Genomic DNA, 14,136 nt, shown 5'->3' with positions numbered 1-14,136 from the left:
AAATTAAAATTCTACATTAAGCAGTTCTCCACTAATTTGAAGCACCTCTAACTCAGATAATTTAGCTGAATATTTTGCTTGATTTCTACTTAATTCAGCATTTAATAAATTTACTTGTGCTTGTCTATATTCTATTGAATTAACCTGACCTATTTTAAATTTCTCTTCAGTTCTGTCAAAATTATTTTGAGCTGTTATTATATTCTTTTCTTGTATATTATATATCTCTAATTTGTTTTGATAATTATCCCAAGCGTTATTAAAATCGCGTTCGATACTTAAAAGAAGACTCTCCTTTTGAAGTTTTTGAGCCTCTAAATCTAATTTAGCATTTCTTACTGTTGTTATTGTTGAGCCACCATCAAACAAATCCCAACTAAACGTTAAGCCTGTTGAAATGCCAGTATTAGTAGATACCGACAATAATGAAACAGCATTGTTATTATTTTTACTCCAACCATATGATCCATATAAACCAATTGTAGGTAAATAACCTGATTTACCAGAATTAATATCTAATTTACTAATAGCAATATTTTTTTCAGTTTGCAATAAGGCTATATTGCGCGATTTTGCTTTTTCAAATAGACTATCTTTTTGCAGTTCTAGTAAAAAAACGACATCTGTTTCTACCTTAAAATCCGATGACAATGATTCACCTAAAACTAATTTTAAATCGCGTTTAGCAACTTTTAAATCTTGTTTTGTATTAATTATATTGATACTATCTGTATTGATATCAACTTCAGCATTTAAAACTTCTAATTTAGTGTTTTGCCCATATTCAAACTGGTATTCTGCTCTAAGCAGCCTGTCTTTTGTATTATTTAAAGTTTCTTCTAAAGCTTTTAAATTATCAGATAATTGCGCAACATTATAATAAAAAGAAAACAATTGAAGTAAAGTTGTTTCAATAGTTTCTCTTGCTTGCAACTCCGATAATTGATATTGTTCTTTTAATTTATTGTAGTTATAGCGTCTTCCTAAACCATCAAAAATGGTATAATCTATTGTTACGCTTGCATTATAATTAGAACTCTCTGCCCCATTTAAGACCGCATCTGGCGTATCATTAGAAAATTCGGCTTCTGTATTATCTACATAATAGTTACCACCTGCACTTGCCGAAACTGTTGGTAAATATCCTGAATTAAGTATGCTTTTATTATTCTCTGCTACAGAAACGGCATTATTTGCAATTTTTACACCATAATTATTTTCTAGCATACTAGAAACGGCTTGTTCTTTTGTTAAAATTTCTTGCGCACTTAAATTTAAATGACAAAATATAAACAGAACTATAATTCTAATATTAGTGTTCATTCCCTTCATTTTGTTCTATAATTGCCCGTTCAACTTCTTCTTTTGTAACATTATTACCTGTTATTAACCACTTACCGCTCTTTTTTATACTATTACTAAAAGACAAGAATAATGGTAAAACTAACAAGGTAAGTATTGTTGCATATGCAATACCAAAAGAAATTGAAATTGCCATTGGTTTTAAAAACTGAGCCTGTCTACTCTTCTCTAATAATAAAGGTGATAAGCCAGCAATAGTAGTAACAGAAGTTAAGAAAATAGCTCTAAATCTTGACTTACCAGCTTCGGATAACGCCAATTCAAAAGCCAATCCTTCTTTTAAGTTACTATTAAATTTACCTATAAAAACTAATCCGTCATTTACCATTATACCTATCAACGCAATAATACCTAAAAGCGATAGTACGTTAACCTGAAAGCCTAACAACCAATGTCCCCAAGCTACTGCAGTTAAACTTAGTGGTATTAATAAAATAAGTAAAAATGGTTGCGAATAACTTCTAAAGGTAAAAGCTATGGTGATATAAATTAATAATAAAATTATTGGTCCGGCTACACCTAAAGACCCTGTTAATTTATCCTTTTCTCTATTTTGCCCTTCGTAAGACGCATTTATTGATGGGTATTTAGATTGTAATTGTGGGATAAAAGACGTTTTAATATCTTCAATAATATCTGTATTGCTTGTACTTGGGTCTTTCAAATCAGCATATACCTGTATTTCTCGTTTACCTTCTAAGTGATTAATTGCAACGTCACCCCTTGCAATGCTGTAATCTGCTATATCCTTTAAAGTAACTCGTTCACCAGTAGGTGTTACAATACGCATAGCATCTAAATCATTTATAGAACTTCTGTTTTCAATATCGTAACGTACCCAAACTTTTATTTCGTCTTGTCCTCTTTGAAAACGTTGTGCTTGTGCACCAAAAAAACCAGCTCGTACTTGAGACATTACTGTACTTAAATCTAAGCCCAATAGATAAGCACTCTCCTTTAGTTCTAATCGGATTTCCTTTATACCTGCCGGATCATTATCCCCTATATCTTTAAGTAGAGGATTAGATTCTAAATATTTCTTAAGCTCTAATTTTGAAGCTTTTAACTCTTCAATATTATTACTCAGTAGAGACACTGAAACTGGGCTACCTCCAAAATTACCTCCAGAGCCATAAATTAAGCGTTCCGTCCCTATAACAGGCCCAACTAATTCTTCTAATCGGTTGGTCACTAAATCTGCTTTAATTTCATCTGGTCGTTCTTCACCTGGTAACAAATTAATTCTTAATCTGGCACTAGAGCTACTGCTAATGTCTACAATTGTATTTTCAAACAATTGCTTACCTGTACCTTTTAAGTATTTATCTGTAAGTTCTTTATTTACTATAAACGACTTTTCTTCAATTAAAGAAATAATAGAATCTGTAATTTTTACATTAGTACCAGCTGGCATTACTAATTCTATGTTTGCAGCATCACTAGCAATTCTAGGGAATATAGTAACACCAATTACACCTCCTCCAAGAGAACCAAACGTCAATACCAATAGGGCAATAAAAAAACCTAAAGAAAATATTTTATATTTTAAAACACGCTCTAAAATTGGTGAATAAACTTTATCTCTTAAAAAAGACATAAAACGGTCTCCTCCAGTATTGATTACTCTCATAAATGAGAAAAACTGTTTTATTTTAGAAGGGTTTTCATCATCTTTTTGAATTTTTAACGCTTTTGAGTGTGCTAAATGGGCTGGTAATATCACCAAAGCTTCTATTAATGATACCACTAAGGTTAAAATTACTATAACCGCAACTTCACTAAAAAACTCACCAATTCTACTCTCTAAAAAGAAAAATAATGAAAACGCCAATAACGTTGTTATAATAGCTGAAACTACTGGTGGAATCACCTCTAAAGTACCATCAATTGCAGCTTGAACTGGTTTTTTACCCTTTTCGTAATGTTGATAGATGTTCTCTGCAATTACAATTCCATCATCTACTAAAATGCCTATCACAATGATCATTCCAAATAATGACAACACATTTATTGTAACATTAAATTGCGCGGCAAAAATAAACATTCCTAAAAATGAAATTGGCAGACCAAAAGCTACCCATAGTGCCAAACGTGTATTTAAGAAAATGGACAAAAAGAGTAATACCAGAAGCATACCAACAATGGCATTTTCTGTTAGTAAATCTGTTCTTTGATTTAAGGTAATAGACCTATCACTAACAACTTCTAATTTAACATTGGTATACTTTTGATTATACTCCTCAATATATGTTTTTATTTTATCTGCAGAGGAAATTAAATCTTCATTATTGGTGCTGGTAACAGTGATATTGACTGCTAAGTTTTGATTAAAATAGGTTGCGTTTGGCGTTTCAGAAAAGCGATCTCTTACTTCAGCAACATCTTTTAACCGAATTACTTTTCCGTCGGCAGATGCTCTAACAATAATATTAAGTAATTCCTTGCCGTAATATTGTCTATTATTGGCTCTAATTAAATAATCTTCCGCTACTGTTTTAACATTACCACCAGTTACTAAAATATTAGCATTACTTACAGCATTAGCAACATCGTTAAAGGTTAAATCATAGGCTAATAAATTGAGCTCATTAACTGCAATTTCTATTTCTTCTTCAGGAAAACCCGATAATTCTATTTGAGAAATTCCATCTATAGCACGTAAATCTGTTTCAACTTGTCTCGCTAATTCTTTTAACGTTTTTAATGGTATATTTTTTCCGTTAATAGCAAATGAAATGGTTTCTCTTACAGCTTCTTGTTTAGAAACTACCAAAGGTTCCATTCCTGTTGGAAATGAAGGTACACGATCTACTGCATTCTTCACCTCTAAAAGCATAAAATCTAGACTTTCTCCTTTTTCAATTTCTACTGTTATAGTTCCACTATTTTCACTAGAGGTAGACGTTACTCTATCAACACCTTTTAAGCCTTTTAGATTATCTTCGATTTGAAGCACAATACCCTCTTCTATCTCTTGTGGTGATGCTCCAGGATAAGTTATCGCAACCGTAATTATTTTAGATTCTGTTAATGGAAAGAAAGATGATTTTAAAGAAACGGCACCTATGACACCAAAAACCACAAATGCAATAATTAACACATTTACAGCAACATGGTATCTTATAAAATATTCAATTATTTTTCTCATTATTGAATAGCATCATTAGTTGAAACACTGCTTTTAACACCTTTTACATGCATACCTGCATAAGCTCCTGGTACAGGTTTTTTTAGTATAACCGTTCCGTTTGGTACCTTCTTTAAAACCACAGTTTCACTAGAAAAATGGGCCGGTTTTACAGGTATAACGTCTAATAAACTATCGTTAACCACATATATTTCTTCACTGTCTAACAATAAATTTCTATCAATTTCTATAGCGTTTTCTATTTTCTCAGCATTTAAATTGGCCTCTAGATACATGCCTTCTTTTAAATCTTGGTGTTTTACCTCAATGTAAACTGTTATGGTTTGTGTGGTTGCATCAATACTACCATTAACACGAGATACAACTCCTTGATAAACCTTTGTTTTATCTAAACTCGTTAGGTTAACATTTTCGCCTTCCTTTAAAATATCTGCATAAGATTTACTTATAGCCACTTCCATTTCGTAAACAGAAGGATCTATAAACTCTCCTAATTTTTGACCACTTCTAATTAAAGTCCCTTCCGTAACCAATGCTTCGGTTAAGATACCAGTAAAAGGCGCTGCGATTCTGTATTTAGTTAATCGTTGTTCTAAATTTTTTACATTATAATAGGCACTTACAATACCACGACCCGTGATAAAATAATTCTCTTTTTCTCCAGAAATCTCTGGTAGTTTTGGCGTCGTTTTATTTATATCGAAACTATTGAGATAAGCTTGCCATTTAGGATAAACTTCTGTAAAATCTAAACGCAAATCTGGCATTATTGCCGCGATACTATTATACAAATCACTTTTTGCCGATTGAACGCTTGCATAATATTCCGAAGCATCTAGGCGTATAAGCGTTTCTCCTTTAGTGAATTTTTGTCCTGGTTTAAATAATTTTGAACCTGTTTTAAAAATACCTTGAACTTCAGAGTACAATTCTACACGTTGTTTACTACTTAAATTTCCATTGGCAGATATTACTACAGGCACAATACCATTTTTTACCGTATCTACAATAACGGTTTTAACAACCTTAGGTACAATAGGCTTGGGTTTGTGTTTACTATCTATTAAATAATTGGCATATATGAAGGCACCAACAAGAAATGCAATGCCTAAAACAGATAAAATAATTTTTCTTAACATAATGATATTGATCGTCAGTATTATGCAAAGCTAACGTTATCATTAGGTCTGGCAGTTAAAATATTCTTAATTTTACTAAGATAGCGCCTCTAAATTTTCTTGAATGTTCTCCCAGTCCGTCATTAAATTATCTAAAGCTTTTTTCTTGTCTTGATAAGCATCAAAAAACTTAGGGTCTGACACTGTTTTATCATAGTCTGTTGCTAGCTTAACATCATCTGCTTTAATATCTTTTTCTAGTTGATTAATTTTAGATTCTATATTACTCAACTTGTTATTTAAAGATTTTAATTTCTTTTGATCTTCGTAACTCTGCTTTTTAGTTTCCTTTGGCTTCTCAACAATGACGGTTCTCTTTTCTGCTTCTCTAAGGTTTTCAAGATTACGTTTTTCTAAATAAAAATCTATATCTCCTAAATATTCTTTGATATTTTGATCCTTAAATTCATAGACTGTATCTGTTAAACCCTGAAGAAAATCTCTATCGTGAGATACTAATATTAAAGTACCTTCAAATTTTGTTAAGGCTTCTTTTAATACATTTTTAGATTTAATATCTAAGTGATTGGTGGGCTCGTCCATTATTAAAACATTCAGCGGTTGTAACAACAGCTTTGCCAATGCTAATCGATTACGTTCTCCTCCAGATAGCACACGTACATATTTCTCAACTTCTTCTCCTCTAAATAAAAACGACCCTAAAATATCTCTTACTTTACTTCGGTTAGTTTCATTAGCTGCATCTATCATTGTATCTAAAACGGTTTTGTTACCATCTAAATATTCTGCTTGGTTTTGAGCGAAATACCCGATTTGAACATTGTGGCCTAGATTTAGCTTGCCTTCATGCTCTAATTCTCCAACAATTATTTTAGCTAAGGTTGATTTTCCTTGACCATTTTGACCAACAAATGCTGTTTTTATATCTCTAGGAATAGTTAAATTTACATTATGCAGTACTTGCAAATCACCATATTTTTTAGATACATTCTCAATATCCACCACTACTTTTCCTGGTGTTACAGAAACCGGAAAATTAAGAGACATTACACTATTATCATCCTCATCTACCTCAATTCTATCAATCTTATCTAACTTTTTTATAAGCGATTGCGCCATTGTAGCTTTTGAAGCTTTGGCTCTAAATTTTTCAATTAACTTTTCTGTTTGCTGAATTTGTTTTTCCTGATTCTTTTGAGCGGCCAATTGCTGAACCTTCATTTCTTTACGCAACGCCAAAAACTGCGTATAAGGCTTATTATAGTCGTAAATTCTACCTAATGAAATTTCAATAGTTCTATTAGTTACATTATCTAAAAACATCTTATCGTGAGAGACAATTACTACAGCACCACTATAACCTTTCAAGAAATTTTCTAACCATATAATAGATTCTATATCTAAGTGGTTTGTGGGCTCATCTAAAAGTAATAAATCGTTATTTTGAAGTAGAAGTTTCGCCAATTCTATTCGCATGCGCCAACCACCAGAAAAAGTATCAGTTAGTTTATCAAAATCTTCGCGTTTAAAACCTAAACCTTGAAGAATTTTTTCAGTTTCGCCTTGATAATTATAACCTCCTAAGATTTCATATTGATGTTGAACATCATTTAGGTCTACCATTAATTGATGATAAGCTTCACTATTATAATCTGTGCGCTCAGCCAGTTGTCTATTTATATCTTCTAGTTGCGCTTCGCATTTTATAATTTCTTTAAAAGCTTGGTAAGATTCCTCTAAAACTGTTTTACCTAAATCAAAATCGATATCTTGTTTTAAAAATCCAATTTTCATATCCTTATCTGCAGCAATCTGCCCAGAATCAGCTTCTTGTTCTTTAGATAAAATACGAAGCATAGTAGATTTACCTGCTCCATTTTTACCAATTAAACCAATGCGATCACCCAGACCGAGTTTAAAGGTAATTTCTTCAAATAGATATTCGCCTTGAAAGGATATAGAAAGGTTATGGATATTTAACATAGTAAATTTGAATAATACAATTGTCCCTCTAAGTTACAAATGTTACAATGCGTTAATTATAATACTTTATCTTTGCACTGTCTTAAAAAACGCAAAAGTAAAGGTTTTTAGTTATGATTAGAAAAGGAATGAAACTTTATAGTATACTTTTTGGTGTGTGCCCAAAATGCCATCAAGAATCTATGTATATTAATAAAAACCCATATATCCTTTCTGATGTTGTAAAAATGCACGAAAAATGTTCGCATTGTAACACAAAATACCAAATAGAACCTTCGTTTTTCTACGGCTCTATGTATGTAAGTTATGCCGTTGGTATTGCTTTTGCTGTAGCTGCTTTTATTATTAGCTATAATATATTAGGATCTTCTTTAACTGTAGCTTTTGTTGCTATTATTGCAACGCTAATCGGTTTTTTTCCAATTATAATGAGGCTTTCTCGCAATATTTGGATTAATTTCTTTATGAGTTATGATAAAAAACTTGTAAAAAAATAAAAGTTCAGTTTTTAATACTTCTACCTTTAGTTTTTAGAAAACCTTTTAACATCTATCTCACAGTCTAAAGCAAGGTTATTCTCAATAACGTTATATAGTTTTTTAGCTACATAAGGCGCAACCATAACACCTCTTGACCCTAATCCATTTAAAATATGAATATTCTTAAAAGTAGAATGCGTGCCCACTACAGGTCTTCTATCTATTACAGTGGGTCTTACTGCTGCCACATGTTCTATAACTTCTACATCAGAGCTTACAAAAGTTTTTAATTTAGAAAGGATTTCATTTTTACCTTCTTCTGTAATAGTGTTTGTCTTGTCTTTTCTGTTATAAGTTGAACCCACAATATAATTGTCATTTCCTAAAGGAATAATAAATACCGAAGATTTTATAGCAAAATCAATTTTTAAGCTTGGCGCTTTTACCGTTAACACTTCACCTTTAGTTCCGTTTATAGGAATTTCTTTAAAATATAGATTTTTCTTTACTCCGAAACCTTCAGCAAATACGACATGTTTAGCTAGTAAATTTTTATAGGTAATAATATTTGATGCGTTCTTTAGTTCTGCATGAAGAAAATCTTCTTCTCGTAAATTACCTATGCTATTTAAGAATTCTTTATAGCTAGTTATTAAAGTATCTGTATCAATTCTTCCTGCTCCTAAAACTTCTCCAAACCCAAAAGGCGCATTGATAAAGTCGTTTGAATTTTTAATTAATTGATCCGAAAGATAAGGTTCTACATTGGGCTTATCCATGGCATTAAACCATAAGTTTTGCTCTTCAATTGAAGCGAAACGCCTTTGAATTTTAAGCTTATAATCTATCTTAATATCTAGTTCTCTTTCTATTTTAGCATAATGTGGTAAGGCTATTTCTAATTGTTCTTTAGCTTTCCATACAGCAGAGAAACGTTTTAAAATTACAGGATTATACAAACCAGCTGCAACTAAAGATGATTTTTGCGAATTATTATCAAATACAATAAAACTCTTGTTATTAGCCCTTAACTCTTCACAAAAAGCAATGCTTGCCAAGCCACAGCCCACAACGATATAATCGATTTCTTTCATTGTTACAAAAGTAAATAATTCCTGGTTTATAAGTTTGTTTTAACGTTTCTTTTCCCCTTATCGAACATCTATTAATTAGCACAAAAAACGCCCACTTAAAAGTGAGCGTTTTTATATTATTTATGCTGTAGCTAATTAATAGCTCCACATATCTTGTTCAAAATTTCTAATTTTGTCTTTGATACGTTCAGACTCTAAAAGTTGCATTAATGCATTTTCAGCAACATATTCTTTAACTTCTCTATCACCATAAACATTTTCTTCTTTGTAGATAACTCCACTAAAACGTCTACTGTTTAATAAGTGATCAAATGAAAGTGGCACTGCACTGTTCTTATTGTTGAATGCTTTAGCTTCATGAAGAATATCTCTTATCTCTGGGAAAAACACCCAAAATAATCCGATTGGTTCTTTATTAGCTTCATCATCAGAATCGATAAAGTTAACATCTGGTGCTGCAGGTGCAATAGCCAAAATACGATACTTTAATTCTCCTTGACGCTTATCAAAATACCATAATCCTTTTACTAAATAAGAATTGATATCTGCTGCTCCAATTTCACGACGAATTACATACTCTTCTGGTACTTGAGATGTATCTGAAACACCTTCAGCATTCATCCACTCAATACCTTCATCTGTAATAAATTCTGTTTTTAAAGCTGGCGCTAAATCTTCCATAGTACGTTCTTCTGTAAAATATGCATCTGCATATACTTTTGGAATTGTACCATCTTCAATATTAGACATTAATACTTTAAATAATGATTTTCTATCATCACCTAAGTTGTCTTCAATTGGAAAATATAGTGGAAAGTTAGCACGTTCATCTAAGACAATCTTTTCCCAAGTCATTTTAGAAAATAAGATATCTCTATCACCAACATATCCATATTCTAAAGGCTTGTCGTTATCTAGAAGTAACTGCGCTTCAGTTTTCATACCAATTTCTTCTGGTATTTTTGCATTTAGGATATTAGCCTGAGCAAACATTGTGTTTGCAGCTAACACACCTATTCCTATACATAAAAAGCTTTTTAAATTCATCTTATTTTTTTATTATAATTTGGGATTTTATTATACTAATATCAATTAGTTAGTTACTTCAACAGCTACTGGTGACACTCCTTTTAACCTGTAAGAAGAGTTTCCTTGTATAGATGCTTTGATATCAAAAATCGTAACAACATCACCTTTACGTGCTCTTTTAATTGCCGATTTTGCTTGGCTATTCATTTTAGTACCAGAAACGATTACTGTAGGTTGACCTGGAACTTTTACTTTGAAAGATGTTACACCAATTGGTAAATCGAATACGAAATCGTCTAATTTAGCACCCACAGTACCAATTTCTAAATTACGCTTTGGTAATTTTACGATACCATCTTTTCCTGAAATTGTACCTGTTGGTTTTGGTATATCTTTAATTCTAAACGTCTTTTTATCGTTTGCATGAGAACCATCATCTAAAGTAGCAGAAACATTAATTGTAACCTCTCTACCAGAACCAGGATTCATAACATACTTACCTTTACCTACTGGTTTAAGACCTGCACCAGTTGCTTTTACTTTGTTATCTGGCACACCTGCAAATGATATTGTCATTGGGTTTGCAACACCACGATAAACAACATTCATTTTATCCGCAGAAATTGTAGCAGAGTTTGGTCTAGGAACAACAACATAGTTACCAATAATAGGAATATCTAATGGCTTTCCGTCTTCTATAAAAGTAAATTTACCTTCTACTTGATGCTCACCAACATTTCCTACGTTAAAATCTAACTTTGCAGCTCCTGTTGAGTCAATCGCATTTGTTAAATCAATTTCTTGACCTTGCACATTTAATTTAGTAGGTGTTACATTAGCGTATTTACCTAATACAACTCTACCTTGAAACTTCTCACCTGCAAAGAATGCAGACTTATCAGCTAATACGATAGCTTTATAGTTCTTTAACGATACCGCTTCTGTTACTAAGTTTCCTAAGAAACCATTATACATATTAGTTTCTGTAGCTTTAATATCGTTTTGCATTGCTGTTAACTTTGTATAAGAAGCAATTGCTGGATAGCCTTGAAAATGATAATCTAACCATTTCTTTTTAGCACCTTCTTTATCTACAACTGGTTCTAAACTAAAACGTTTTTCAAAATTTTCAATTACTTTAGACCATTTTACATCGTCACCTACAATTTTCTTAATATCATTTTTATATTTTTCAATTGCAGCTACGATTTCATCACCTCTTTTTGTATAACGGTCACCTGTAAACCAAAGTTCATCAAGTTTATCACCTTTATCCATTTCTTCAAAAGGTAAATCACCGTTTTCTTCTCTAACGTATCCTCCTTTATTTACAATATCTTCTTCTTTTACAGTTTCCAAAAACTTATAAAAATTATCCGATATTTTACTGATTTGTTGAGCCTTGCTTGCCACTACAGCAAATTCCTGAGGCTTTTCTTCAGCTTTTTTCTCTAATTGAGATAGTATTCCTTCATTTGAAGTTGCTGCCAAATCGTTAGCATTATCAAATTTAGTGTTCATTAACCCAAATGCAGATAAAACTTCTTTTGACATTGTCATTGCAATCATTGCGATGAATACCAAATACATCAGGTTAATCATTTTTTGCCTTGCGGACTGTTTTCCTCCTGCCATTTCTAACTAGTTTTTAATAATTAATTAATATTTAGTAAAAAACTATTTAGTTTTTATTCATTGCAGTTAACATACCACCATATACACCATTTAAAGATGATAAGTTAGATGCTAAGGATTGCATTTGCTCTTTTAATTTAGTAGCATTTTCAACAGCTTCTTCGTTAATAGCCGCTTGTCTGTTTGCACTCTCAACCTGTACTTTATAAAGACTATTTAAAGACTCCATTTGAGCTGCTGCTAAAGACATCTCTTCACTATATTTCTTTTGAGCTGCCATAGAATCTACTGTTGGTGAAATTCCTTTTGCTGCACCTTCAAAGTTTTTAATACTGTTACCAAGACTTGCCATTAGCTCGCCATCAATTTTAGCATCCTTCAATAAGTTGTCTAATTTTTTAGATAATAGACCTTCTGCATCTTTTGGTTCTTCGATAGCTTTTTTCTTTTTACCACCTAAAGATTCTCCACCAGCTAATTCTGGATATACTAAAGACCAATCTAAGTCGTCTCCTTGTTTCTCAAAAGCTGATATTGTAAATACTACCGCTTCAACAATCATACCTAATGTTAGAATAGCAGAACCATATGGCCAGTGTTGGATTTTAAATAACGCTCCAATAATTACAATTGCAGCTCCAAGTCCGTAGACCATATTCATTGTTGATAATTTCTTTTGTGCCATGATTTTAAATTTTAGTTTTTAAATTGAGTTTGGTTGTTTTGACTCAATTAAGGATTAATATATAATTTTAAGTTAAGTTAAGTTTAATTTGTTGCTGCATTGTTAGTTACCTCAGTACCCATGTAATCTTGAACTGTTCTAAATCCAATATAACTTCTAGCAGAATCTGCATATTCGTAATCTCTAGAACTTACTTGTAAGAAATATGCAACGTCTTTCCAAGAACCACCTCTAACAACTTTACGAGAGTTATTAGGATCATTAACATTTGGGTTAATTGATGACGCATATTCATAAGATGAAGGATCGTAAGAACCATTTACCCATTCTGATACGTTACCAGCCATATTATATAAGTTAAAGTCATTTGGATCGTAAGCATCTGCCTCTACAGTATATAAAGCTTGATCAGCCGCATAATCTCCACGTAATGGTTTAAAGTTAGCCATAAAACAACCTCTATCGTTTTTAGTGTAAGGTCCTCCCCAAGGATATGAAGCTCCTTGTAATCCTCCACGAGCAGCATATTCCCATTCAGCTTCAGATGGTAATCTGTATGAATTTACAGCGTGCATACCTCTTTTCTTTCTATCAGCATTATGATATAATGTTCTCCACTGACAAAAAGCTTGTGCTTGTTTCCAAGACACACCTACTACTGGATATGCTCCATAAGCATCGTGCCAAAAATAATCGTTATGCATTGGTTCGTTGTAAGAATAAGCGAAATCTCTAATCCAAGCTGTAGTATCTGGGTACACCTCAACTTCTTGTTGAACAACTACTTCAGACCTCTTAAGACCTCTGTTCTTTGCAGCTTTAGCAATATCCATATAGGTATATTGAAATTTAAATTGTTTTACATCCCAAGTACGCTGTCCGTTGTAAGACTCCTCTATTGGTAAATACATACCATCCATAACTTCAGCATACAACTCATCTGGATAATCTTCTGTATTTAAAATTAATTCTGGATCGTGATTAATTTTTCTTTGCTCATTACCATATGTATTTTGCATATAGCTTTCGTAAGCATTAAGATCTTCTGGATTTGCATCTTTATATGCAAACTCTCCAATATCTCCACTACCTGGTGTTTTACCTTCTAAGTCAGCCATCTCAGCTAATTTTAATCTTATAATAGAATCTCTTACCCATTCTACAAATTGACGGTACTCGCTATTTGTAATTTCTGTTTCATCCATATAAAATGCACGAACTGTAGCTGTTCTTGTTGGTGCGTCTTGCACACCAGCTAAATCGTCATCTGATTTACCCATAATAAATGCTCCACCCGGAACAAGTGTCATCCCATAAGGTTTTTCTGGGTGCCAGGCCTTTCCTTTAACACCTACCAATTGGCCACGGTCTCCAGAATTACAACTGGCTACCAAAACTAGTACTGTGGTTAGTAAAATAAACTTCTTAATATTCATAGTAACTCGAGGTTAAATTAGTCATTATTATTTTTGAGGTCGTAAACATATTTATATATTTTCGAATAAACAACTTTTTTTTAATTTTTTTTGCATTTCATCCTTAAAATAAGCATTTCGTCGACTAAAAAAACGGAAAAATCCGA

The 14,136-nt window shown here is 32.1% G+C and carries 10 protein-coding genes; 1 reads left to right on the top strand and 9 read right to left on the bottom strand.

All coding sequences use genetic code 11. The annotated features are described in order from the left end of the window. Positions 1–3 precede the first annotated feature (3 nt). From GN138_RS06125 to GN138_RS06110, 4 genes are all read right to left on the bottom strand, one after another. The gene (locus GN138_RS06125; protein ID WP_157362913.1) at positions 4–1,323 is read right to left on the bottom strand and encodes a TolC family protein; all 1,320 of its coding nucleotides are present in this window, start codon (positions 1,321–1,323) and stop codon (positions 4–6) included. After that, complete coding sequence (locus GN138_RS06120) at positions 1,313–4,510, bottom strand: efflux RND transporter permease subunit (protein ID WP_157362912.1); 3,198 nt, start codon at positions 4,508–4,510, stop codon at positions 1,313–1,315. Before GN138_RS06120 ends, GN138_RS06125 begins: the two co-directional genes overlap by 11 nt. Then, positions 4,510–5,649 (bottom strand): efflux RND transporter periplasmic adaptor subunit, encoded by a 1,140-nt coding sequence (locus GN138_RS06115; RefSeq protein WP_157362911.1) that lies wholly within the window; start codon positions 5,647–5,649, stop codon positions 4,510–4,512. Before GN138_RS06115 ends, GN138_RS06120 begins: the two co-directional genes overlap by 1 nt. A 75-nt stretch (positions 5,650–5,724) precedes the next feature. Then, positions 5,725–7,632, bottom strand: a complete 1,908-nt coding sequence (locus GN138_RS06110; protein ID WP_157362910.1) for an ABC-F family ATP-binding cassette domain-containing protein — start codon at positions 7,630–7,632, stop codon at positions 5,725–5,727. Positions 7,633–7,745: 113 nt separating this feature from the next. Between GN138_RS06110 and GN138_RS06105 the strand changes: the two genes are divergently transcribed. Continuing rightward, on the top strand, positions 7,746–8,129 hold the full coding sequence (locus GN138_RS06105; RefSeq protein ID WP_157362909.1) for a DUF983 domain-containing protein: 384 nt from the start codon (positions 7,746–7,748) through the stop codon (positions 8,127–8,129). A 26-nt stretch (positions 8,130–8,155) separates the two neighbouring features. On the opposite strand, the gene GN138_RS06100 is transcribed toward GN138_RS06105, so the two are convergent. The 5 genes from GN138_RS06100 to porK all read right to left on the bottom strand — a co-directional run bounded on the left by GN138_RS06100 (position 8,156) and on the right by porK (position 13,984). Beyond that, on the bottom strand, positions 8,156–9,205 hold the full coding sequence (locus GN138_RS06100) for an NAD(P)/FAD-dependent oxidoreductase (RefSeq protein WP_157362908.1): 1,050 nt from the start codon (positions 9,203–9,205) through the stop codon (positions 8,156–8,158). 135 nt (positions 9,206–9,340) lie between these two features. Next, positions 9,341–10,252, bottom strand: a complete 912-nt coding sequence (gene porN / locus GN138_RS06095; RefSeq protein ID WP_157362907.1) for a type IX secretion system ring subunit PorN/GldN — start codon at positions 10,250–10,252, stop codon at positions 9,341–9,343. Between the two features lie 45 nt (positions 10,253–10,297). Next, positions 10,298–11,869 carry a type IX secretion system motor protein PorM/GldM gene (gene porM / locus GN138_RS06090; RefSeq protein ID WP_157362906.1) on the bottom strand — a complete coding sequence of 524 codons (1,572 nt, stop codon included), beginning with the start codon at positions 11,867–11,869 and terminating at the stop codon, positions 10,298–10,300. A gap of 46 nt (positions 11,870–11,915) precedes the next feature. Then, on the bottom strand, positions 11,916–12,554 hold the full coding sequence (gene porL, locus GN138_RS06085) for a type IX secretion system motor protein PorL/GldL (protein WP_157362905.1): 639 nt from the start codon (positions 12,552–12,554) through the stop codon (positions 11,916–11,918). A gap of 83 nt (positions 12,555–12,637) precedes the next feature. Then, positions 12,638–13,984 carry a type IX secretion system lipoprotein PorK/GldK gene (gene porK / locus GN138_RS06080; protein ID WP_449658205.1) on the bottom strand — a complete coding sequence of 449 codons (1,347 nt, stop codon included), beginning with the start codon at positions 13,982–13,984 and terminating at the stop codon, positions 12,638–12,640. Positions 13,985–14,136 lie beyond the last annotated feature (152 nt).

Source organism: Winogradskyella endarachnes (genome assembly GCF_009741275.1).
Lineage (GTDB): Bacteria > Bacteroidota > Bacteroidia > Flavobacteriales > Flavobacteriaceae > Winogradskyella > Winogradskyella endarachnes.
This window is presented reverse-complemented; position numbering and strand designations above follow the sequence as displayed.

Bases quoted from the DNA above. Each gene is read 5' to 3' on its own strand.
- GN138_RS06100 (WP_157362908.1), bottom strand. From the start codon at position 9,205: ATGAAAGAAATCGATTATATCGTTGTGGGCTGTGGCTTGGCAAGCATT.
- porL (WP_157362905.1), bottom strand. From the start codon at position 12,554: ATGGCACAAAAGAAATTATCAACAATGAATATGGTCTACGGACTTGGA.
- porN (WP_157362907.1), bottom strand. From the start codon at position 10,252: ATGAATTTAAAAAGCTTTTTATGTATAGGAATAGGTGTGTTAGCTGCA.
- GN138_RS06115 (WP_157362911.1), bottom strand. From the start codon at position 5,649: ATGTTAAGAAAAATTATTTTATCTGTTTTAGGCATTGCATTTCTTGTT.
- GN138_RS06105 (WP_157362909.1), top strand. From the start codon at position 7,746: ATGATTAGAAAAGGAATGAAACTTTATAGTATACTTTTTGGTGTGTGC.
- GN138_RS06125 (WP_157362913.1), bottom strand. From the start codon at position 1,323: ATGAACACTAATATTAGAATTATAGTTCTGTTTATATTTTGTCATTTA.
- GN138_RS06120 (WP_157362912.1), bottom strand. From the start codon at position 4,510: ATGAGAAAAATAATTGAATATTTTATAAGATACCATGTTGCTGTAAAT.
- GN138_RS06110 (WP_157362910.1), bottom strand. From the start codon at position 7,632: ATGTTAAATATCCATAACCTTTCTATATCCTTTCAAGGCGAATATCTA.
- porM (WP_157362906.1), bottom strand. From the start codon at position 11,869: ATGGCAGGAGGAAAACAGTCCGCAAGGCAAAAAATGATTAACCTGATG.